Source organism: Actinocorallia longicatena (assembly GCF_039534125.1).
GTDB lineage: Bacteria > Actinomycetota > Actinomycetes > Streptosporangiales > Streptosporangiaceae > Actinocorallia > Actinocorallia longicatena.
This window is the reverse complement of sequence record NZ_BAAAUV010000031.1, coordinates 58,409-78,992: the sequence shown is the minus strand read 5'-3', so window position 1 is coordinate 78,992 and position 20,584 is coordinate 58,409. Positions and strand designations below refer to the sequence as shown.

Genomic DNA, 20,584 nt, shown 5'->3' with positions numbered 1-20,584 from the left:
GCCGAGTACGAGGAGACGTTCCATCGATCAGCCGCCGGCACCGGCCTGGCGAGCGAGAACCACGCGATCTAGCCTCCAACTTCGCCGGGGCGGCCCACCTGGCCCCGACCCGCGGCCCAAGGCAGCCGCTTCACCCACGGCCCCGAGGGCAGACCGACTTGGACCACAGCCAAACTCCGAGGACGTTAGGGGCAGTCGCGGACTGGGCTCGGACGAGCTGCACAGAGCCTGAGGTTGGGGCACACTGGGTGTATGCGGTACGCGGACAGTCGGGCTTATGCGTTGCCGGAGGATCTGGCCCTGTTGGAGGGGCCGGTCTCCGGTGTTGTCGAGTTGCCTCGTCGTCTCGACTGGTCGGAGCAGCATGTCTATGACCTGGACGATCCGGCTCAGTTGGGTTTGATGTACGAGCGGGTGATCCGTGAGGCGTCCTCGCAGGCGGACCTCGTCGCCTATCTCAACGCCCAGGTTCTCGCCCGCTGCTGGAGTCGGCTCTATCTTCCGGTGCGGGTGCGTCGACTCTGGGAGAGCCGTTTCCCGTTCCTCGCCGCAGCCGCGTAACCGGGATGGATCCTCTCCACTAACAGGTGGCGCGCATCGGCCTCGCCGCGACCGGTGAGTATGGGTTCGCCCTCGCCGGCGGATACGCCGTCCAAGCGCACGGCTTCCTCGACCGAGTGTCAGAGGACGTTGACCTCTTCACCGTGAACGAGGCCAGAGCCCAGTTCCAAGAGGCGGTCGCCGCTGCTGCCGACGCCTATCGCAGAGAGGGTTTCGGCGTCGAGACGGCCCTGCCGGGAGACGGGTTCGTCCGTTTGCTGCTCACCTCGTCGGACGGCCGGTCCGTGAAGGTGGAGTTGGGCATCGACTGGCGCGCCCATGCTCCCGTCACGCTGGCGGTCGGGCCCGTCCTGCACCCTGACGACGCCGTCGGCAACAAGGTAGCGGCCCTGTACGGTCGAGCAGAGGTCCGAGACTTCGTCGACGTCGAGGCCATCCTCCGCAGCGGTCGCTACACCACCCAGGACCTGCTCCGCCTCGCCACCACCGCTGATCCGGGCTTCGATCCGGACATGTTCCTACTCGCCCTCAACGCCCTCGACCGGCTCCCCGACCAGGCGTTCACCGTCCACAGCCTCTCGCCGACCCGCACCCACGAACTCCGCCAGCGCTTCAAATCCTGGGCCGCCGAGATCGCCCGCTAATAGCCCCACCAAGATCAATAATCATAAACAATCAAGACCTGGCGCGGGATCGTGATCCCGAACCAGGCCTTCGTGGTTGGAGCGGATGACGGGAATCGAACCCGCGTGGTCAGCTTGGGAACCGCCTGGATCTTCCCCCGCAGGGCCACTGAGTTGGGATTTGAGGTATCCGCGAGTGACCCTTGGTGCCCCTTGATCACTCTGGCTAATCGCCCGTTAATTGCCCATGACTTACTGCTCCCACCTGGGTATTCATGGCGCCTACCGCACCTCCTTCGCCCGCAACGAGCCGACCGGGACGCCAGGAACCGCCAGGCTCCAAGGACCGAAAGCGGTACAAACAACCCATCACCTGGCTCACGCTGACGACTCGTGCTGCGCCCACCATCCGACCTGAGCGGGATCCCTGAACCAAGCGCGGTCCCTCCTCCAGCCGGGGTTGCATGGTTGGGTAGAATTTCTTATCGTAGGAGGATCTGATTTTCTGAATCTTGGAAGGTGCCTCATGACGATCACTACCGTGGCCCGCGCCAAGGTCCGAGCCAAGGCCCAGTTGACCTTGCCCGACGAGGTCAGGAAGGCCTTGCACATAGGCGAGGGCGACGAGGTTGAGTTCAGCGTGAACGACGATGGCACCGTGACGGTTCGTGGGTTCGTCTCCATCCCCACAGATCAGCGCTGGTTCTGGACACCCGAGTGGCAGCGCGGCGAGGCGCAGGCCAATGCTGATCTCGCTGCTGGACGCAGCACTGTCCACCACAGCGTTGAGGACATGTTCGCCCACCTTGACGAGACAGCTGAGAAGACGGCGGAAGATGCCGACCTTTGAGACACTGGCAAGGTTCGACCGGGACTTCGCCAAGCTCACTCCCGAGCAGCGGACTCGCTTCCGAAAGGTTCTCACCGAGTCATTCGTCCCCGACCTCGCCAGCGACGGCCCTTTCCGCCCTGGCCTCCGAGTCAAGGGCGTGCAAGCTGCGCCAGGTGTATTCGAGATGACCTGGGCCCCCGACGGCCGAGCCACGTTCCAGTACGGCGACGAAGTCCGAGCTGGCGAAACACACATCATCTGGCGGCGCATAGGGACCCATGACATCTTCGATCCACCGCCCGGCCCTTGACCGACCCCACTCGGCCTGAAAACCAAACTCAGCCCTACTCCACACATCAGGGCAGGGCCTACGTCGTTTGGAGCGGATGACGGGAATCGAACCCGCGTGGTCAGCTTGGGAACCGCCTGGATCTCGCGCCGTGCCCCCTCCGACCTGCGGTCGAGGCTATCCGCGGGTGCCCCCTGTTGACCCTTGATCACCCTGCCTAATGGCACGCTAATGGCACGCGATCAAGGCTCCCGACCTGATGTTCGCCCGGTTGCCGGCACGCCTACCGCCCTCCAAAGGAGCCGTCCAAAGCGCTCGCGCACACCTGCTGTGGTCCTAGCGCGGCGGCCTCGGTACAGGTCTCAGCTCTTCGCCTGGCGCAAGGAGATGGTCAGGCTCGCCGAGCTCGGATTCGTCCTCCGTTCCGTAGGTGTTGATCGTCGTCGGAACAACTCGTCCCCGTGACGAAACGACCCACGCCAGAACCGGCTGAATGAGCGGTGCGCCGCCCTCGTCGTCCCAGCGAGCCCGCCACCCGCCTCCTGGGAGTGCGGTCACCGCCCTGTGAGTCTCCTCAAGATGCGAGAAGTCCTCCCAGTCCGTCGCCGGACGTACTCGGCCGGCCTGAGGATCGACGACAAGCGCGGCCCCTGACTCGGGATCCCAGCCCTCGACATCACGCGTACGCCCGATCTCGGTGTCCGTACCCGCAGCCCCGCCACCCGAGAAGATCGCGACCCAGCCGGTCTCAGTGAAGTAGATCACCGCTCGATCCTCACACACCGACCGAAGACCCCGGAAACGGCAGAAGCCCCGTCCGACATCCAGAACAGGACTTCATGGTTGGAGCGGATGACGGGAATCGAACCCGCGTGGTCAGCTTGGGAACCGCCTGGAGCTACCCCAGTGAGGCCTCTGACCTGCGGTCGCCGGTATCCGCGAGTGACCCCTGTTGACCCTTGATCACCTTGGTTAATCGCCCACTAATTGCCCGCCGTCGAACCTCACGAACTGGGCTTTCATGCGACTCAGAGTACCCCGTTGCCCGGTGGCAAGCCGACCCGGACCGCAGGGGCCGCCAGGCCCCGAGGACTGGAAGCGGTGCGGCAGCGATCGCCCCCAACCACCCACCCACCTCAGCCCTGGCGTGGCGATCGTAGAGCAGTACCGGGCATACGACCGTAACAGCGACCCCTCTCAGCCCGCGCCAATTTCCGGATCATACGAGGCCCACCTGGGAGAAATAGCTCCTTTTACGCAGCACTTCAACCCTCTCCAGGGTCATCGCCGTCTTCCTCTTCAAGTAGTACGGCGAGAACCGTTGGAGGAACCTTCTTTTTCCACGAATCGATCTGCTCACGGGCTATATATAGAGCCATCGCAGAATAAGCCAAGATTATTAGAATAAATAGCGCGGGGCCGACCCAATTGAGCTCAGAAGTTCCAACGTCATAAACCTTCTTCGCAAAATGCTCCTGGCCTCGCAGGGAATTTAGGTCGTACTTGTGAACGTCTACCAACTTTGGCGTCCTGTCAGGCCAGCCATTATTCAGCACTAGGGTGACGGCCACAGCAGGTATTGCCATCGCCGCCAACAAGCCTACGGTAGAGCTTGACGCCAGGTACTTTACGTTTGCAATACGACGAGACCTGATGCTCTCGGCGAGAGACCTTAGCCTACTTTGACTTAGATCTGCGTGGATCGGAGTTGGCAATTCTGCTCCGACGATAGCGCCGGATAGGGTCGGACAGGTCACGCCCTGATGGACCACTTCGAAAATGGCGCCATCTCCAGCATTAAAGAATTCGAACTCGATCCTGACCTTGGCAGGGTCATCGGAACTCATCACAGCGCAAAATTCGTTTTCCCGCTTACTTAGGAAAATAACTTTTACATCGAGCGCGGAATCGCCATCTGCAAGTTGGAGCTTGAGGGGGTAGGATTGATTAATATCACTTCGCCTTATCGGCTCCCCTCGACTATTCCAAAAAGCCACTCTGGTTCGACTTATACAGGTCACTTCCCGATGATGGGAACTCATAATGAGGCCACCATTCAAAATTCTATCGCTTGGATCAAGCAAGACATCAAAGTCGATCAGGCACTTAATTTGCGGACCACGCCGGCCCTTCCGATATTGATAGTAGCCAAATGCCAGTCCCAGTATCCCTAGCACCCAGTTCATAAAAGAGTCGACCATTAATCCGCCTATGTCGAATAGGGTCCCACAGAACGGTACAACCGGAACGATAAAGATCACCAGACTGCACCCCTTAACGATGTTCCAGAATTGACTATTCACCCGGTCCCAATTGGTCCCATATCTTCGTTTTGTCCGATTTTGTCAATTGCTGGTCGGCCGGGGCGGGTCGGCCCGGAGAGGCCGCACACCCGGCCCGGACGAACCGGCTGGCGGGCCCGCTCGCGGACCGCCCTTGAAACCGTAGAGAAAGTTCTCATCCGCACCTGGCGTGCCTGCTGTCCTGTCCCGGGAGATGCTTGACACTCCTGTCCCATTTGATGCTTGACGGGTGTCGTGTTCGGCTTGTCTGTCGTGCGTTCGTTGCGGCGTCGTGTGGCAGGGGGGCTGGGATTGGCTCTGGTCGAGTTGTCGGTGGTGGAGCAGCGGTATCGCGCTGTGCTGGAGGTTCTGGCGGGTATGCCGGTGACGGAGGTGGCGGTCCGGTCCGGGGTGTCGCGTCAGTCGGTGCATGCCTGGCTGAACCGGTAACGGGAGTCGGGTCTGGCCGGGTTGGCCGATCGGTCGAAGCGGCCGGAGGGTTCGCCGTCGCGGATGCCTGCTGCGATCGAGGCGGTGGTGTGTGAGATGCGGCGGGAGCATCCGCGGTGGGGTCCGGTGCGGATCGTTCATGAGGTCGGACGGCTGGGTTTGTCGCCGGTTCCGTCCCGGATGAGCGTGCATCGGGCGTTGGTGCGGGCCGGGCTGATCACTCCTGGCCGGCGGAAGCGCAGGCGGGAGGACTACCGGCGGTGGGAGCGTGAGGCTCCGATGGCGTTGTGGCAGATGGACCTGGTCGGCGGGGTCTTTTTGGCCGACGGCACCGAGTGCAAGGTCGTCACCGGGGTCGATGACCATTCACGGTTCTGTGTGATCGCGTCGGTCGTCGTCCGGGCGACCGGCCGGGCCGTCTGCCTGGCGTTCGCCGATGCGTTGGGCCGGTTCGGGGTGCCGGATGAGGTGCTGACCGATAACGGCAAACAGTTCACCGACCGGTTCGGGCATGGCGGTGAGGTGCTGTTCGACCGGATCTGCCGCGACAACGGGATCATCCATCGGCTGACGCAGCCGCGGTCGCCGACCACGACGGGGAAGATCGAACGGTTCCACCAGAGCTTGCGGCGGGAGCTCCTGGACGACGCCGTCCCGTTCCCGGACCTCGCCGCGGCTCAGGCCGCGATCACCGGCTGGGTCACCGAATACAACACCGTCCGGCCCCATCAGGCCCTGGGCATGGCGGTCCCGGCCGACCGGTTCACCGCCCGCTCGCAGGACGAGCGGGAGCTGCTGCCGCTCAAGGTGCCCTCAGTGGTCCGGCTGGCCGTAGTCCCGCAGCAGGCCGGGCCAGCCGATGAGCCCGAGACGATGGCCGGTCCGGAGCAGGAGCTGGAGCGGCCGGTGGTCTGGGATGGCGGGCCGGTCGAGTTCGACCGGATCGTCCCGCCCTCGGGGAACCTGGCGGTGGCGGGCCGTCAGTTCTGGCTCGGGCCGGCTCTGGCCGGGGTGAAGGTGACGTTCTGGGCCGACTCCCAGGTCATTCATCTGCTGAACGCCGGAGCGAGGATCAAGACCGTCCGCTCGCACCTGTCAACGGCGGACCTCGCGGTCCTGGCCGTCCGCGGCGGCCGCCCGGCCGGGCCCGCCCCGCTCCCGCCGGCCGAAGAGGCCGGCAGCGCGGTCGAAGTAGAGCGGACCGTCAACCGGGACGGCCTGGTCGGCCTGGCCGGCCGATCCGTCCTGGCCGCGGAGATCCTCGGCGGCCGGCGGGTCGGGATCCGGATCGAGGGCAAGACCCTGGCGTTCTTCGACCTGGACACACGGGAGCTGCTGCGCACCCGCCCCAACCCCCTCACCTCCCAGCAGGCCTCTGGCCTGCGGGGCGCCCGCCCGGCCGGGCCGCCGCCGATCCCGTCCACGGCTCCAATGACGGTCCAGCGGCGAGCCAGCGCGACCGGCGTCATCCTCATCGCCGGCCAGAAGGTCTCCCTCGGCCGCGAACACGCCGGCCACGTTGTCACCGCCCACGTCACCGCGACGACCATCACGATCGACCTGGACGCCGACGACCGCAAGACCGTCCGCCGCACCAGCGACCAGCCCGTCCGCAGCATCAAAGCCCACCGGCCCCGCAAGGCCGCCCCATGAAACCAAGACCATCCGTCAAGCCAGCCCCGGGACAAAACCGTCAACCATCACCTGGGACTAGACAACCTGGCGTGCCTGCTGTCCCGCAGGTCAGAGCGGCAGGTTCAGGATGGTGCGGGATCGAGCAGTTGACGGTGCCTGGGATGCGTGTCGCGCTCGTGCCGGTCGGGGCGGTATCAAAGTGGACAGTGTCGCCGGCCTTCTGGAGGAACCGTGTTCGGGCTGTTCGTGCGCTTCACCTGTAAGGACGAGGACAGTGCCCGGCGGTTCGATCGGCTGGTCGCCGAGACGCTGCCGCTGATCATCGACAAGGAGCCCGGGACGCTCGTCTACGTCTCGCATTTCGTCGACGGGGAACCGCTCGTGCGGGCCTTCTATGAGCTGTACACCGACCGGGACGCGTTTGAAGCGCATGAGGAGCAGCCGCATGTGAAGCGGTTCCTGGAAGCGCGCGGGGAGTTCCTCGCCTCGGTTGAGGTCGACTGGCTGAGCTCCCAGGGCGGCAAGGGCATCCCCGGGTGAGCGGTCGGCCGCGGTCGACTTGACCGGCGAACGTTGGGCTCTTCCAGGTGACGCTCGGGGCTCTGATTGTTATGTTCGCTGGTCAGTGCCGGTGCGCTGGCAGTTTTTCTGCCACTCCCGGCTGATGGCCGTCATATCTTCCGCGTGACCTGTCGACTGCGGAGGGCTATATGGCCGGACCCAAGGAGTATCTGGAAGAACTCGGTAATTCGCTCGCATCACAGGGGCTGCGCGTGCGGCTGGTCGAGGGCGAACCGCCGCTGCTGCACGTAGAGAACCCCAAGTCTCCCGCGTTCAAGGAGGTGATCGGCTGTCGGACCGGGCCCGACCGGGCGGAGTGGTTCCACTGGGCCGCCTTGGACGTCCTGCTCGCGCCCGTCGACCAGGTATCGACAGCGGTGGAACGGGTGGCGCTCGTCCTGGACATCCCGGGCGGTGCTGCCGATGGTTAGCCAACGACTGATCGCCATCGTCAGAGCGGTGATCCGCGACCGGGAGGGGCCGTGGATGGCCGAGCAGGACTTCGCTGCCATCCCGGAAGCCGTGACCGACATCCGTAGCTGGGCTTCGGCTCTGGTCGCTGAGGGGTGCATCCCGCGGGATGACCTGCTCATCGTGGTCAGCGAGCTGGTCGGGAACATCGTCGAGCACGGGAACGAGGGCGGGATCACCTTCACCTTGAGCCACTCTGGTGAGGGCTTGGTGGCTTCGATCGTGCACCATGCTCCGCCACCCGAGGATGTCCCGGACATCCCGCTCGGGATCGCCGCCGAGATCGGCGGGCTCTTCGCCCTGGGCGACGAGCGTCCCGATGACGGGCTGATCGCGGGTCTCTCCGAGAACGGGCGCGGTCTCTTCACGGTCGCGGTGCTCACCGGGGGATCTATGAAGATCTCCCATGATCCTGACCGGACAGTGCTGCGGTGGGTTCACGGCGACTGCCGCTGCAAGGTGAGGGCACAGTGAGCGGCCCGGCCCGTACATGGCATCTGGACGATGCTCACGTCTTGCAGGCGTGGCTGTCAGGCATCGTCAACGTGTACGAACCCTGGACGCGCTCCAAGGTCGTCCCCCCGGAGGAACGTGCCCTCGCCGGGCGCCGGATCAGACGGTCCCGTTCCCAGCTCGGCGAGATCGCCGCTCTGCACACCGAGGGAAGTAGGTGAAGCGCGGTGGCCGAACCCGTTGATGAGGAGTCGTGGACCGTGAACGGGCCCATCTACTCGCCTCGGGCCGCGGCGGAGAGCGTAGACGTCCGTGCGCGCACCCTGCGAGCCTGGGCGAACGAGGGCCTGGTCCGGCACGTCGTGATCAGTGGTCGTTATCTCCTGCACGCGGAAGACGTCGACCTGCTGCACACCCTGCGTCTGGATCACGGGGTGTCTCCCCGGGAACTGCGGCTCGTGCTGATCCAGAGGGCCGCGCAGCAGCGGTCACGTGGTGAAGCGTCTCCCACACCAGAAGCTTGACGCGTGAGTACAGAAGCCCCTGGGCCATCGGCTCGGGGGCTTCTTCATGCCCCGGACATCGCCGAGCTCCCCATAGCGTGCAACCAGAAAGTAGATTCCTGTCATTGGTGTCTTCGCTGGTCACAACGGGTCACTGCCAGGCACTGGCAGTTTTTCTGCCAGTGATCCAATCCTTGCCTTTTATGGTTCTCATGGGTCGAGAGGAGACCAAGGATGAGCAGTGAGCAGATGACCATGGGCCAGCGCATCGCGCGGGCTCGTCGTCGCAAGGGATGGGATCAGGAGGCGTTCGCCGACGCGATCGGACGCTCTACAAGCTGGGTCTCCAAGGTTGAGAACGGCCGTCTTCCTCTCGACCGGGCAAGCGTCGTCGCCCGGGTCGCCGAGGCTCTGGGCGTTGAGGTCGGCGAACTGACCGGCCAGCCCTACCGGCATGAGAAGGCGGAGCTCGACTCCGGGCACTCGTCGATCCCGAACCTGCGTCTCGCGCTCCAGCAGGCCACGATGCCGGGCGGTGCCGCGCTCCTCAGCAACCATGAGCCCAGTTCGCTGGACGAGCTGGCGAGTCAGCTCAAGCTCGCCGAGAGCCTCCGGCAGGACGCCCGGTTCACCGCGCTCGGTGAGGTCCTTCCCCGGATCATCACCGATCTGGTGATCCACACGGGCGACACCACGTCGGCGCGACGCGATGAGGCCGAGTCCATGATGCTGCGGGCCTGCCACATGGCCCGGGTGACCTCGAACCTCCTCGGTCACCATGACCTCGGCTGGACCGCTGTTCAGCGGGAACTGGTCTCCGCACAGCACGTCGGCTCCCCCGAGCTGATCGCGGCGTCGGCCTGGGACCTGTGCGGCGTGTGGCTGCACGAAGCATCCCTCGAACCGGCCAAGGACGTGGCCCTCGCCGCGCTCGACCGGATCGAAGAACACCTGACCACTCGGGACCCCGACATCCTCGCCTTGTGGGGCGCGCTCCACCTCCGGGCCGCCGTCGCCTTCTCACGGCTGTGGCGCAAGGAAGACGCTGAGGACCACCTCGGTGAAGCGGAACGGGTCGCCCGGGACCTGCCACTGAGCGGAAACGTCTTCCAGACCCAGTTCAACATCGTCAACACCCGAATTCACGCGGTCGAGATCAGCCTCGAACTGGGACGGCCCCGAGACGTCGCCTCACGCGCCGAACTCGTCGCAGTCGGGGACATCGGCTCACTGGAGCGCCAGGCACACTACTGGACCTGCACCGCCGCCGGACTCGCAATGAACCGCAAGGAGAATGCCGCGGTCGAGGCGCTACTCAAGGCGGACAAGATCGCTCCGCAGCACGTCCGAAACCGTCCCCTCGTCCGCAACCTCGTACAGGACCTGCTGTCCAGCACCAAGCACACCTACGCCAGAGAGGTCCACGTGCTGGCCGACCGGATGGCACTGGCCGGCTGACGCCTCCGAACCCGGGAGGAAGTTGCCGCGAGACCATCCGCCCCGAGTCGCCGCGCGACCTGTCGAACGTCCGCGGAACGCGCGGCTGGCCCCGCAGGAATCAGGCGATCGCCAAGGGCTTGGACAGGCCTCAGAGCTGCGGCCTTCAGAGCTCACACGGCACGAGAACCTGCGATGCCCCCCGGAAAAGACCAAGACCCCAGCGGGATCAGTTCCCAGGCCAGGGTCTTCGTGGTTGGAGCGGATGACGGGAATCGAACCCGCGTGGTCAGCTTGGGAAGCTGGAGTTCTGCCATTGAACTACATCCGCGTTGCGGCGGCCCGGGGGCTGCTGCATGAGCATGGTAGCGGATGTTCGGGGGGTGTGGGAAACCCGATAGGTTGCTGAGGTGCTGCTCAGTGATCGGGATATCAGGGGTCAGGTTGCGGACGGGCGGGTCGGTATCGAGCCGTTCGATCCTGGGATGGTGCAGCCGTGCAGTGTGGACGTGCGGCTGGATCGGTTCTTCCGGGTGTTCGAGAACCATCGGTATCCGCACATCGATCCGGCGCAGGAGCAGGCTGATCTGACGCGTGAGGTCGCGGTCGAAGCGGACGAGGCGTTCATCCTGCATCCGGGGGAGTTCGCTCTCGCGTCGACCTATGAGCTGTTCTCGCTGCCGGACGACGTGGCGGCGCGGCTCGAGGGGAAGTCGAGCCTGGGGCGGCTCGGGCTGCTGACGCACGCGACGGCCGGATGGATCGATCCGGGGTTCTCGGGGCATGTGACGCTGGAGCTGTCCAATGTCGCGACACTGCCGATCAAGCTGTGGCCGGGGATGAAGATCGGGCAGATGTGCCTGTTCCGGACGTCCTCGCCGGTCGAGCATCCCTATGGGAGCAGCGAGTACGGGTCGCGGTACCAGGGGCAGCGGGGTCCGACTCCGTCACGTTCGTACCTGAATTTCCACCAGACGAAGCTCACCGACTGACTCTCCCTGTGACGAGGCGATAACAAACCGCGCACGGGAGTCGTCGCAACGGCCGGTTCGAGCGTCACACGCAGTGTGATGGCGTTGAGCATGATGGCGCGGCGGGTCCGGCGGGGGCCGACCTTGCTGCTGAGTGACGTTCCCGGGCGGGAACGGCTCCTGGACACGGTGCGGTTGTTCGCGCCGGAGGCGCGGGTCGACGGCGGGGTCGTCTGGGCGGGGGATTCGGGGCTGCACGGGCCGGTCGAGGTGACGCCCAAGCTGCTGCGGCAGGCGCGTCTGCCCGGAGGCTGGCCGGTCCTGTACGTCTCCAGCGGGGACGAGGGGCTGGTCGGCGGGCTCGCGCACCGGCTCGGCGGGATCGTCTTCGCGGGCGGGAGGGTGCTGCCCGGACGCGACGCCGATCATCATCTGGTGACCGTCTACCTGGCCCGGCGGCCGGATCCCGGACGCTTCTCCGAACTCGTCAGCCCCTACGCGGGCGGGGTGACGCACACGGGCGTCCCCGGTATGGACCTCTACAGCGGGGGGCGCATCTCCGCCTTGGTCAGGGCCGTCGAGGGGGCCGCTCCTCCGGCCGTCGGGGCGGGTGCCTGGGAGCTCACCTGCGATCTCAGCGAGACCGCCGCCGATCCGGCCGGCGCCCACCGCCTCGCCCTGGAGGTGGGCAGGACCGCCCTGGTGATCGCCGCGGAGTTCGACGGCGTCCCCCTCGACTGCGACGGCTACCGCATCACCGAGCCCCGCGACCTCCTCCCCGCCTCCTTAACGGTCTGAGAACGGAAGGGCCCGCCCCCGGAGGGAGCGGGCCCGACGCGTGTGAGGTCCTACTCGGCGGCCGCCGCGACCGTCGCCTCGCCCTTGATCGACTTGATCAGGAGCTGGGCCACGTCGACGACCTCGAGCGACTCCTTGGCCTCTCCGGCCGACTTCTTCTCGTTGATGGCGTCACCGAGCATCACGAGGCAGAAGGGGCAGGCGGTGGACACGGTGTCCGGGTTGGTCTCGAGGGCCTCGTCGACGCGCTCGGTGTTGATCCGCTTGCCGATGCGCTCTTCCATCCACATGCGGGCGCCGCCGGCGCCGCAGCAGAAGCCCTTGTCCTTGCAGCGGTGCATCTCCTGCGTCTTGACGCCGGGGACCTTCGCCATGATGTCGCGCGGCTGCTTGTAGACCTTGTTGTGGCGGCCGAGGAAGCAGGGGTCGTGATAGGTGATGTTCTCCTCGATGGGGGTCACCGGCACGAGCCTGCCGTTGTCGACCAGGTCGGCGAGCAGCTGGGTGTGGTGGACGACCTCGTAGTGGCCGCCGACCTGCGGGTACTCGTTGGCGAGGGTGTTGAAGCAGTGCGGGCAGGTCGCGACGATCTTCTTGACGCCCGCGTCGTTCAGGGTCTCGACGTTCTGCTGCGCCATGCCCTGGAACAGGTACTCCATGCCGAGGCGGCGGGCCGGGTCACCGGTGCAGGCCTCCATCGGGCCGAGGACCGCGAACTTGACGCCCGCGATGTGCAGCAGCTCCGCGACGGCCTTCGTGGTCTTCTTGGCCCGGTCCTCGAGGGCTCCGGCGCAGCCGACCCAGAACAGGTACTCGACGTCCTCGGGCAGCTTCTCGTCGACGACCTCGACCTCGAAGTCGAGTTCCTCGACCCACTCGAGGCGCTTCATCTCGGACATGCCCCACGGGTTGCCCTTGTTCTCGAGGTTCTTCAGCATCACGCCGGCTTCCGACGGGAACGAAGACTCGATCATGGCCTGGTAGCGGCGCATGTCCAGGATGTGGTCGATGTGCTCGATGTCGACGGGGCACTGCTCGACGCAGGCGCCGCAGTTGGTGCAGGACCACAGGACGTCGGGGTGGATGACGCCGTCCTCGCCGACGAGGGGCTTGTCGACCTGCATGGCGAGCTTCTGCTCGTCGGTGAAGGCGGCCTGCTCCTCCTCGGTGGCGAGGAAGTAGGGGGCCTTGGCGAAGGCGTGGTCGCGCAGCTCGAGGATGACCATCTTCGGGGAGAGCGGCTTCTCGGTGTTCCACGCCGGGCACTGCGACTGGCAGCGGCCGCACTCGGTGCAGGTGGCGAAGTCGAGGAAGCCCTTCCAGGTGAAGTCCTCGATCTTGGAGCGGCCGAACAGGTCCTCGTCGGGGTCGGCCTCCTCGAAGTCGAGGTTGCTGCCGTCGGGCTTCATGACGGGCTGGGCCGCGCCGAGGCCGCTCGGGCGGCGCTTGAACATGACGTTCAGCGGCGCGAGGAAGATGTGGAGGTGCTTGGAGTTCACGACGATCACGAGGAACGCCAGCGCGACGCCGATGTGCAGCAGCAGGCCGACCGACTCGAGGATCTCCAGGGTGTGGTCGCTCAGGCCGTCGAACCAGGTGCCGACCCAGTAGGAGAAGTAGGCGGCCTTGCCGTAGCCGAGGTTCCCGGTGGCCTCCGCGACGCCGCGGAAGAAGAACATCGTCCAGACGACGTTGAAGATCATGAACAGGATGACCCAGGCGCCGCCGGTGTGGGAGCCGTCGAAGCGGGACTTGCGGCCCAGCTTGGCGGGCGCGTTCTTCAGCCGGATGATGGCGAAGGTCAGCAGGCCGGCCGCGCAGGCGAGGGCGATCGTGTCCTGGACGAAGCCGATGGGGCCCCAGTCCTGGAGGAAGGGGATGTGCACGTCCAGCCCGAAGAGCAGGGCGACGCCCGCCTCCAGGTAGACCGTGATCAGCAGGAAGAACGCCCACATGACGAAGAAGTGGGCGAGCCCGGCCACGGTCCACTTGAGCAGTTTCTTCTGCCCGAGGACCTCGGTGACCTGCCCTTCGATGTCACCCTTCGGGTCGCGCTTGACGCTCGCCACGCGGTCAGGAGCGGGCTGGCCGCTCTTGAACAGCTTGACGAGGAAGAGCACTCGCTTTCCCGCGAGCGCCAACGCCACCGCAGTGCCGGCTAGGCCGACGATCAACGTGATCCAGAACACTGTTCCGTCCTCCTGGGGTACGGCCATTGGCGCGTAGCTTAAGCCCCCCGCCCGAACGGGGTTCGAGTCGGGGTGCCACATCATACCGGCGAGTAACTTACCGCACTATGCCCGATGCGCCCGCACGTTAACGCAGAGATCACTACGTGAGATACCCCGCGTTTCCGAATGGTGACACCACAGATCTTGGATTGTCCCATTTGTGAGGTTACTCTCACGTTCACCACGAGGCAGGCGCGGCCTCTCCCACCCCTCCCGAGGAGCACGCACCATGCGGCGTCTCGCAACAGTCCTCGCCTCCGCGGCGCTAGCGCTCGGCGTGACGGCGAACCCGGCCCACGCGGCCAACACCTACCACCCCTCCGAAGCGGATTTCGCGGACTGCCCCGCGCCCCCGGCCGGCGCCTCCGGCTGGACCTGCTACGCCTTCACCGCCCTCGACGGCCAGTTCCGCCTCAAGAACATGACCGCCCGGGTGAACAACCCGATCCGGCTCACGGTCGGCCAGGGCACCGTCGGCGGGGCCACCGTCGCCGTCGTCGGCTCGCTCAAGGGCGACCCGATGCCGTTCGTCCGGGGCGTCCTCGGCACACCGCTGGAGATTCCGGACCCGACCGGCTGGAAGGTCCAGATCGAGGCCACCGGCAAGGTCACGCCGGGCTTCCTGTACCCGTCGGAGATCGGCGTCAAGGCGAAGATCATCGGTTCGGGCCTGGGCGACAACTGCTACATCGGCGCCTCGGGCGAGCCGACCGTCCTCAAGCCGCGCACGCAGTGGATGCTGCCGTGGCTCTTCGACGGCGTCCCGATGCTCCAGACCAAGGTCTACGACGACATCTTCACGATCGACTGGGCGACGGGCTGCGAGAGCCCCCTGGTCAACACGCTCATCGGCAAGGCCAACGCGACGAGCAACCACATGGACATCACCTGGGCCGTGCGCCACAAGACGATCCAGTAGGGACGCCGACATGCGCTTCCGTAAGACAGCCGCCCTCCTCGCCGCCGCACTCGGCGGGGCCCTCTTCGCCTCGCCCGCGCACGCGGAGTTCTCCCGCTACCAGCCGTCCGAGGCCGACTTCGCGACCTGCCCGGCCAAGCCCGCCGGCGCCAAGGACTGGACGTGCTACGTCAGCACGGCCATCACCGGCGGCTTCACCATCGGCACCAACCGCGGCCTCCGGATCATCATGGACCAGCCGCTCCAGTTCACCGCCGCCTCCGGCACCCTGAACGACGGCACCGTCGTCTCGGCCTGGGGCGCTCTCAAGCAGACGCAGAACTTCAAGGTCGTCACGGTCGTCCCCGGCACGACGATCATCCTGTCGGTGCTGCCGGAGATCGAGGCCAAGGTCGTCGGGCTCGGCCTGACCGACCCCGACTCCCTCGACGGTTTCAAGGTCAAGCTCCAGCTCTGGAACTCGGCCGGCTTCCTCGGCCAGAACTGCACCATCGGCACCGACGCCGACCCGGTCGTCCTGCGCCCGCAGGAGAACGTGACGCTGCCCTGGGTCTTCTGGTTCACCCCGATGGCCAAGCGCTGGGCGTCCGAGAACACCTACGCGCTGCCCAAGTCGAGCAACTGCGGGCGCATCCCGCTCTACATGCCCAACGGCCTGGACTCCTTCATCGGCCTGCCCTCGCCGTCCGGCACCAACACGGCCGACTTCGAATGGGCCGTGCGCCACAAGACCTTCTAGCCGACCTTGAACGCCGGCGCTCACACCCCACCAGCACCAGGAGCACCCCCTTTGAAGCACCTCCTGCGCAAGGCAGCGGTCGGAGCCGCTGCCGCCGCGGCCGTCCTCGGTTTCGCGGCGCCCGCCTCCGCTGAGAACGCCTACACCCCCTCGGAAGCCGATTTCGCCTCCTGCCCCGCCAAGCCGGCGGGCGCCCAGTCCTGGACCTGCTACGTCTCGACCGTCCTCGACGGCACGATCGACATCAAGACCGTCCGGGTGAAGGTCGACTCGCCGCTCCAGCTCGTCACGGCGCAGGGCACGCTCGCCGACGGCTCGACGGTCGCGAAGCTGGGCGGCCTCACCGGCGGCGACCTGACCATCCAGACGCCCCTGCCGGGCACGCCGCTCTACATCCAGGACCTGACGGGCACCAAGGTCCACATCGCGGCGACCGGCAAGGTCACCCCCGGCACCACGATGCCGAAGGAGATCGGCGTCAAGTTCCGGTTCGTCCACCCGTTCGTGTCGGGCAACTGCTGGTCCGGCACCGACGCCGACCCGATCCTGCTCAAGCCGCAGATCTCGCTGGCCCTGCCGTGGGTCCAGGGCAACGTCCCGATGCTGCGGGTCTGGACCAACGACAACTCCTTCGCGCTGCCGAAGACCAGCGGCTGCGGGCTCATCCCCGGCGGCCTCATCGACCTGATCGTGAACGACCGGTTCAAGCTGCCGAACGCGGCGGGCGACAACAAGGCCTCCTGGACCTGGGTGGTCCGCCACAAGACCTTCTAGAAGGTCTCCCGAGACGGACGAGCCCGCGGTCGCCTACCCCCCGATAGGCGCCGCGGGCTCGTTCCCGTTCCGGGCTAGCGCCGGTCGGTCCAGCCGGCCGTGGCGATGGTGGTGAGGCTGGAGACGTCGCCCGGCTGGAGGTCGGCCTGGTAGCCGCCCGGCTCGACCACGACGTTGTCGGTCTGCAGGGCCGTCCCGGTCGCGACGTCGAAGATCAGGCGGCTGTCGTAGGAGCCGTCGGCCTCGGCATTGGCCTTGATCTTGATGTCCTCGTTGATCGAGACCGCGGTGCCGGTCCTGCCGTCCGCCGTCCTGACGTCCGGGACGACCTTGACGGACTTCAGCTCCGACAGCATCCGGAACGCCGCCCCGCGCACCTGCGGCGAGACCGGCATGTCGGCGATCAGGCCGGTGGTGACCCGGAACAGCCAGGCGTCGGAGGTCATCGGGACGCTGCTGGACTCGGTGTCATGGCCGCCGTACCAGCGGAGCAGGTGCGCCTTGAGGGCCTTCGGGGTGCCCGGCAGGCCCAGCAGCTCCTTCATGGTGACGTTCTTGCCGATCCAGAAGACCTTGTCGCCCTGGAACAGCGGCGAGTGCCCGGTCTCGGCCGGGCCGTCCTGGCTGGAGACCTCGTAGCCCCGCTTGGTGCCCATGCCCTTGACGGCCGGCATCTTGACGGTGAGCGTCGCCGGGGAGCCCGCGGCCTTCCAGGCGTCCTCGTCGGCCTTCGAGGGGAAGCCGAAGGCCAGCTTCCGCGTCTCGGTGAAGGAGTCGCCGCCGGTGGCCAGGGGCGTCCACAGGTCGGAGCGCTCACGGTCGAGGATCTTGTAGTCGGCGCCCTCGACCGCGCTCAGGTGGTGGCCGATCGAGGAGGTGTGCCACCACTTCCCGGCCGTCTTCGGCTGCTTCTCGGCGTTCTCGGCCGCCACCAGCAGGATCTCGTGGCCGTTGACCTTCACCGCGGGCTTCGAGCTGCCCGCGAGCGGGGGCGCCGGGGTCTTGACGGGGGCCGCGCCGCCGCCGGACAGGACGAGGGCGGCGGCGGCCGTCCCCGCGGCGACGGCGCCGATCACGCCGAGGCCCAGGGCGGGCCGGAACTTCTTCTGCCTGGTCGTGCTGGTCTGCTGCTGGGCCATCGCGTAGTTCAGCTCCCGGAGTCGGGTGGTTGCGGGCGTGGGCGTCTCCAGGTACTCGGGCTTGGCGTTGCGCAGCTCGTCCATCGGGTTCATGGGCTTTTCCTTCAACTGGCGATCCGCACGGAGGCGGGGAGGGGGGTGCCGGAGGCGTCCGCGCCGGCGGAGACGGCCTGGGCCAGCCGTTTACGGGCCCGGTGCAGCCGGACCCGGAAAGCGGCCTGGCTGCAGCCGACGACCTTCGCGGCGTCCCGCGGGCCGAGGCCCTGCCAGGCGACGAGGATCAGCAGTTCCCTGTCGTCCTCGGGCAGCGTGGCCAGTGCCCTGATCACCGCGAGCTTCTCGGCGACGACCTCGGCGTGGTCCCCTTCAGCCCAGGCCCGCAGCTCGTTCCGCATCGACTCGCGCCTGACCTCGGCACGGATGGTGTCGCGCAGCACGTTGCGGGCGACCCCGATGAGCCACGGCAGCGCCGAGACCGGCCCCGCCGCCAGGGGCACGTCAGCGAACCGCCGCCAGGCGATCGCGAAGACCTCGCTGACCACCTCGTCGGCGACCTGCCGCCCCGCACGCGAGACCACGTAGGCCCACACCCGTTGCCGGCAGGCGTCGTACATCTCGGTGAAACGCTGGTGATCGTCCACCACGCGCTCCCACCTCCCTGTCTTCCCGTCCGTCCCGGTCTGTCTGACATGGGGAAGTGGTCCGGCGGGCCCCTCTGTTACAGCCGTTGCGAAGAATCACCCTATGAAGGGATCGGAGTGCCCAGCGCGGTGTTGATCAGGAGGTCGAGCAGGGCCGGATAGGACAGGCCCGCGGCGGCCCAGATCCGCGGGAACTGGGAGGCCGGGGCGAAGCCGGGGAAGGTGTTGACCTCGTTGACGACCGGATGGCCGCCGGGGGTGAGGAAGAAGTCGACGCGGACGAGGCCGCGGCACTCCAGGGCGTCGAAGACGTCGAGGGCGGTGCGCTGGAGCAGGGCCGTCGCGGACGGGTCGAGCCTCGCGGGGATCTCGAAGCGGGTGGCGGCGTCGGAGTACTTGGCCTCGTGGTCGAAGAAGTCGCGGCCGGTGTGGATCTCCAGGGGCGGGCCGGCCTTCAGGCGTCCGTCGGGGAGTTCCAGGACGGCGACGTCGATCTCCCTGCCCCGGACGGCCGCCTCCACGAGGATCTTGGGATCGTGCTCGCGGGCCGTCAGGATCGCCTTGGGGAGGTCGGACCAGTCGTCCACGCGGGTGACGCCGAGGCTGGAGCCCGCGCGGGCCGGTTTCACGAAGACGGGCAGGCCGAGGCCGTCGCGGTGGTCGTCGGTGACCTCGTCGCCGGGGCGCAGGACCAGGTCGTCGGCGACCGTCAGGCCGCGGGCGGCGAGGGCGCGCTTGGTGAAGTCCTTGTCCATGCCGACGGCGCCGGCCTTCACGCCGCTGCCGACGTAGCGGACCCCGGCGAGCTCCAGGAGGCCCTGCACGGTGCCGTCCTCGCCGCCGGGGCCGTGGAGGGCGGGGATCACCACGTCGACGGTGCCCAGCAGGGCGATCGTCGCGGCGAGGCCGTCCGGCCAGGTGCCGTCGCGGCCCCAGACGATCTCCACGACGTCGTATCGGCCGGGGTCGAGATGGTCGCGGATCGCCTTCCCCGAGGCCCGGGAGACCTCGTGCTCCCCGCTCGGGCCGCCCGACAGCACGGCGACGGAAATCTTCATGGGTCCTCCCGATGGTGGTGGCGCGGGACCCTGGGCCCCACGCCGGTGAGAATCTCGTGGGGGTTGGTCCCGGCCCAGGCGGCCCAGTCGGCGGCCGTCGGCTCGCCGCGGTCGCCGGGGCCGAACAGGACGACCTCGTCGCCGTGGGTGGCGTCGAGGCCGCCGAGGTCGACCATGAACTGGTCCATCGCGATCCGCCCGGCGACGGGCCTGCGTTCTCCGCGCACCCAGACCTCGGCGCGTCCCGAGGCGGGGCGGGGGACGCCGTCGGCGTAGCCGAGCGGGACGAGCCCGAGCAGGGTCTCGCGGTCGGTGCGATGGTCGTGACCGTAGGAGACGCCGGTACCGGCCGGGACGGTCTTGGTCAGCAGCAACCGGGCCGTGAGGGTCATCGCGGGGCGCAGCCCGTGGCGGCGGCCCGGCACCGGCTCGATCCCGTAAAGCCCGATTCCCGCTCTGACCAGGTCGTAGTGGGTGGCGGGGGCGTCCAGCGCGGCGGCGGAGTTGGCGAGATGCCGGTAGCGGGGCCGGACCCCGAGCTTCGCCGCGACGCGCAGCGCCTCGTCGAACCTGGCGATCTGCTCACCGGTCGTGACCCCCTCGGGCTCGTCCCCGGCGAGATGCGACCAGATCCCCCGCACCTCGATCCCCGGGAGCCTTCCGGCCGTCGCGACCAGGCTCTCCCAGGCGGCGGCGGGGGCTCCGTTGCGCGAGAGACCGGTGTCCACCTTGAGGTGGACCTTCGCGATCGTCCCGGTGCGCTCCGCGGCCTCGGCTATCGCCCGCAGATGGCCCGCCGACACCGCGGACAGCTCGATGTGGGCGCGCAGGGCGTCGTCGAAGCGCTGGAACGGGGCATGCAGCCAGCTCAGAACGGGTGCCGTGATCCCGGCGGCCCGCAGCCGGAGCCCTTCCTCGACCGAGGTCACCCCGAGCCGGGTCGCGCCCCCGGCGAGCGCGGCCCCCGCCACCTCGACGGCCCCGTGCCCGAAGCCGTCGGCCTTCACGACGGCCATGACCTCGGCGCCCGCGGCGGCCTCCGTGATCACCCGCGCGTTCGCCGTCACCGCCCCGAGGTCCACCCCCGCTTCGCTCAACCGCATGACCGACGACGCTATTGAGCGGGCAGGGACCTTTACATCCGTCTCACGAAGCGACCTCCCGTCAGCCTGCCGGGTGACGGGAGGTCGCCTTCTACGACCTGCGGCTGAGGTGCC

Annotated in this window: 20 protein-coding genes, 1 tRNA gene and 1 pseudogene; 14 read left to right on the top strand and 8 right to left on the bottom strand. The window is 67.2% G+C overall.

Going from position 1 to position 20,584, the window contains the following annotated elements:
• Nucleotides 1-252: 252 nt before the first annotated feature.
• The 3 genes from ABD785_RS35725 (at nt 253) to ABD785_RS35715 (ending at nt 2,034) form a co-directional block, all read left to right on the top strand.
• A complete protein-coding gene (locus ABD785_RS35725) occupies nt 253-561 on the top strand; it encodes a hypothetical protein (protein ID WP_344837577.1) in 309 nt (102 codons plus the stop codon).
• A gap of 26 nt (nt 562-587) precedes the next feature.
• Nucleotides 588-1,205 carry a nucleotidyl transferase AbiEii/AbiGii toxin family protein gene (locus ABD785_RS35720; RefSeq protein WP_344837574.1) on the top strand — a complete coding sequence of 206 codons (618 nt, stop codon included), beginning with the start codon at nt 588-590 and terminating at the stop codon, nt 1,203-1,205.
• Between the two features lie 505 nt (nt 1,206-1,710).
• The gene (locus tag ABD785_RS35715) at nt 1,711-2,034 is read left to right on the top strand and encodes an AbrB/MazE/SpoVT family DNA-binding domain-containing protein (protein ID WP_344837571.1); all 324 of its coding nucleotides are present in this window, start codon (nt 1,711-1,713) and stop codon (nt 2,032-2,034) included.
• A gap of 607 nt (nt 2,035-2,641) precedes the next feature.
• Here ABD785_RS35715 and ABD785_RS35710 read toward each other — a convergent pair.
• Entirely contained in the window at nt 2,642-3,070 is a 429-nt protein-coding gene (locus ABD785_RS35710) for a hypothetical protein (RefSeq protein WP_344837569.1), read from the bottom strand.
• Nucleotides 3,071-3,570: 500 nt separating this feature from the next.
• Nucleotides 3,571-4,566, bottom strand: a complete 996-nt coding sequence (locus ABD785_RS35705; protein WP_344837566.1) for a hypothetical protein — start codon at nt 4,564-4,566, stop codon at nt 3,571-3,573.
• Between the two features lie 348 nt (nt 4,567-4,914).
• Here ABD785_RS35705 and ABD785_RS35695 point away from each other — a divergent pair.
• From ABD785_RS35695 to ABD785_RS35670, 6 genes and pseudogenes are all read left to right on the top strand, one after another.
• Nucleotides 4,915-6,690 (top strand): annotated as a pseudogene (locus ABD785_RS35695) (IS481 family transposase).
• A gap of 213 nt (nt 6,691-6,903) precedes the next feature.
• Nucleotides 6,904-7,212 (top strand): putative quinol monooxygenase, encoded by a 309-nt coding sequence (locus tag ABD785_RS35690; protein WP_344837560.1) that lies wholly within the window; start codon nt 6,904-6,906, stop codon nt 7,210-7,212.
• Nucleotides 7,213-7,382: 170 nt separating this feature from the next.
• The gene (locus tag ABD785_RS35685) at nt 7,383-7,664 is read left to right on the top strand and encodes a hypothetical protein (RefSeq protein WP_344837557.1); all 282 of its coding nucleotides are present in this window, start codon (nt 7,383-7,385) and stop codon (nt 7,662-7,664) included.
• Nucleotides 7,657-8,178: an ATP-binding protein gene (locus ABD785_RS35680; protein ID WP_344837583.1), complete on the top strand. Its 522-nt coding sequence runs from the start codon at nt 7,657-7,659 to the stop codon at nt 8,176-8,178. The genes ABD785_RS35685 and ABD785_RS35680 overlap by 8 nt, the downstream gene beginning before the upstream one ends.
• A 206-nt stretch (nt 8,179-8,384) precedes the next feature.
• Entirely contained in the window at nt 8,385-8,681 is a 297-nt protein-coding gene (locus ABD785_RS35675; protein WP_344837554.1) for a MerR family transcriptional regulator, read from the top strand.
• A gap of 234 nt (nt 8,682-8,915) precedes the next feature.
• Nucleotides 8,916-10,118 (top strand): helix-turn-helix domain-containing protein, encoded by a 1,203-nt coding sequence (locus tag ABD785_RS35670; protein WP_344837551.1) that lies wholly within the window; start codon nt 8,916-8,918, stop codon nt 10,116-10,118.
• A gap of 236 nt (nt 10,119-10,354) precedes the next feature.
• Here the strand turns inward: ABD785_RS35670 and ABD785_RS35665 are convergent.
• A tRNA-Gly gene (locus tag ABD785_RS35665) sits at nt 10,355-10,428 on the bottom strand.
• A 79-nt stretch (nt 10,429-10,507) separates the two neighbouring features.
• On the opposite strand from ABD785_RS35665, the gene dcd reads away from it, so the two are divergent.
• Together dcd and ABD785_RS35655 are read left to right on the top strand one after the other, a co-directional pair.
• The gene (dcd, locus tag ABD785_RS35660) at nt 10,508-11,089 is read left to right on the top strand and encodes a dCTP deaminase (RefSeq protein WP_344837548.1); all 582 of its coding nucleotides are present in this window, start codon (nt 10,508-10,510) and stop codon (nt 11,087-11,089) included.
• A gap of 84 nt (nt 11,090-11,173) precedes the next feature.
• Nucleotides 11,174-11,866: a hypothetical protein gene (locus ABD785_RS35655; protein WP_344837545.1), complete on the top strand. Its 693-nt coding sequence runs from the start codon at nt 11,174-11,176 to the stop codon at nt 11,864-11,866.
• 50 nt (nt 11,867-11,916) lie between these two features.
• Here the strand turns inward: ABD785_RS35655 and ABD785_RS35650 are convergent, their stop codons facing one another.
• A complete protein-coding gene (locus tag ABD785_RS35650; protein WP_344837542.1) occupies nt 11,917-14,082 on the bottom strand; it encodes a (Fe-S)-binding protein in 2,166 nt (721 codons plus the stop codon).
• A gap of 244 nt (nt 14,083-14,326) precedes the next feature.
• Here ABD785_RS35650 and ABD785_RS35645 point away from each other — a divergent pair, with 244 nt between their 5' ends.
• The 3 genes from ABD785_RS35645 to ABD785_RS35635 are packed head-to-tail and all read left to right on the top strand — an operon-like array spanning nt 14,327 to nt 16,529.
• Nucleotides 14,327-15,016, top strand: a complete 690-nt coding sequence (locus tag ABD785_RS35645; protein ID WP_344837539.1) for a hypothetical protein — start codon at nt 14,327-14,329, stop codon at nt 15,014-15,016.
• A 10-nt stretch (nt 15,017-15,026) separates the two neighbouring features.
• Nucleotides 15,027-15,755 (top strand): hypothetical protein, encoded by a 729-nt coding sequence (locus ABD785_RS35640; protein WP_344837536.1) that lies wholly within the window; start codon nt 15,027-15,029, stop codon nt 15,753-15,755.
• A gap of 51 nt (nt 15,756-15,806) precedes the next feature.
• A complete protein-coding gene (locus ABD785_RS35635) occupies nt 15,807-16,529 on the top strand; it encodes a hypothetical protein (protein WP_344837533.1) in 723 nt (240 codons plus the stop codon).
• A gap of 74 nt (nt 16,530-16,603) precedes the next feature.
• Here the strand turns inward: ABD785_RS35635 and ABD785_RS35630 are convergent, their stop codons facing one another.
• From ABD785_RS35630 to alr, 4 genes are all read right to left on the bottom strand, one after another.
• Nucleotides 16,604-17,761, bottom strand: a complete 1,158-nt coding sequence (locus ABD785_RS35630; RefSeq protein ID WP_344837530.1) for a CU044_5270 family protein — start codon at nt 17,759-17,761, stop codon at nt 16,604-16,606.
• Nucleotides 17,762-17,772: 11 nt separating this feature from the next.
• Nucleotides 17,773-18,309: an RNA polymerase sigma factor gene (locus ABD785_RS35625; RefSeq protein WP_344837528.1), complete on the bottom strand. Its 537-nt coding sequence runs from the start codon at nt 18,307-18,309 to the stop codon at nt 17,773-17,775.
• 101 nt (nt 18,310-18,410) lie between these two features.
• Nucleotides 18,411-19,367 carry a D-alanine--D-alanine ligase family protein gene (locus tag ABD785_RS35620; protein WP_344837526.1) on the bottom strand — a complete coding sequence of 319 codons (957 nt, stop codon included), beginning with the start codon at nt 19,365-19,367 and terminating at the stop codon, nt 18,411-18,413.
• Nucleotides 19,364-20,470 carry an alanine racemase gene (alr, locus tag ABD785_RS35615; protein ID WP_344837523.1) on the bottom strand — a complete coding sequence of 369 codons (1,107 nt, stop codon included), beginning with the start codon at nt 20,468-20,470 and terminating at the stop codon, nt 19,364-19,366. Before alr ends, ABD785_RS35620 begins: the two co-directional genes overlap by 4 nt.
• Nucleotides 20,471-20,584 lie beyond the last annotated feature (114 nt).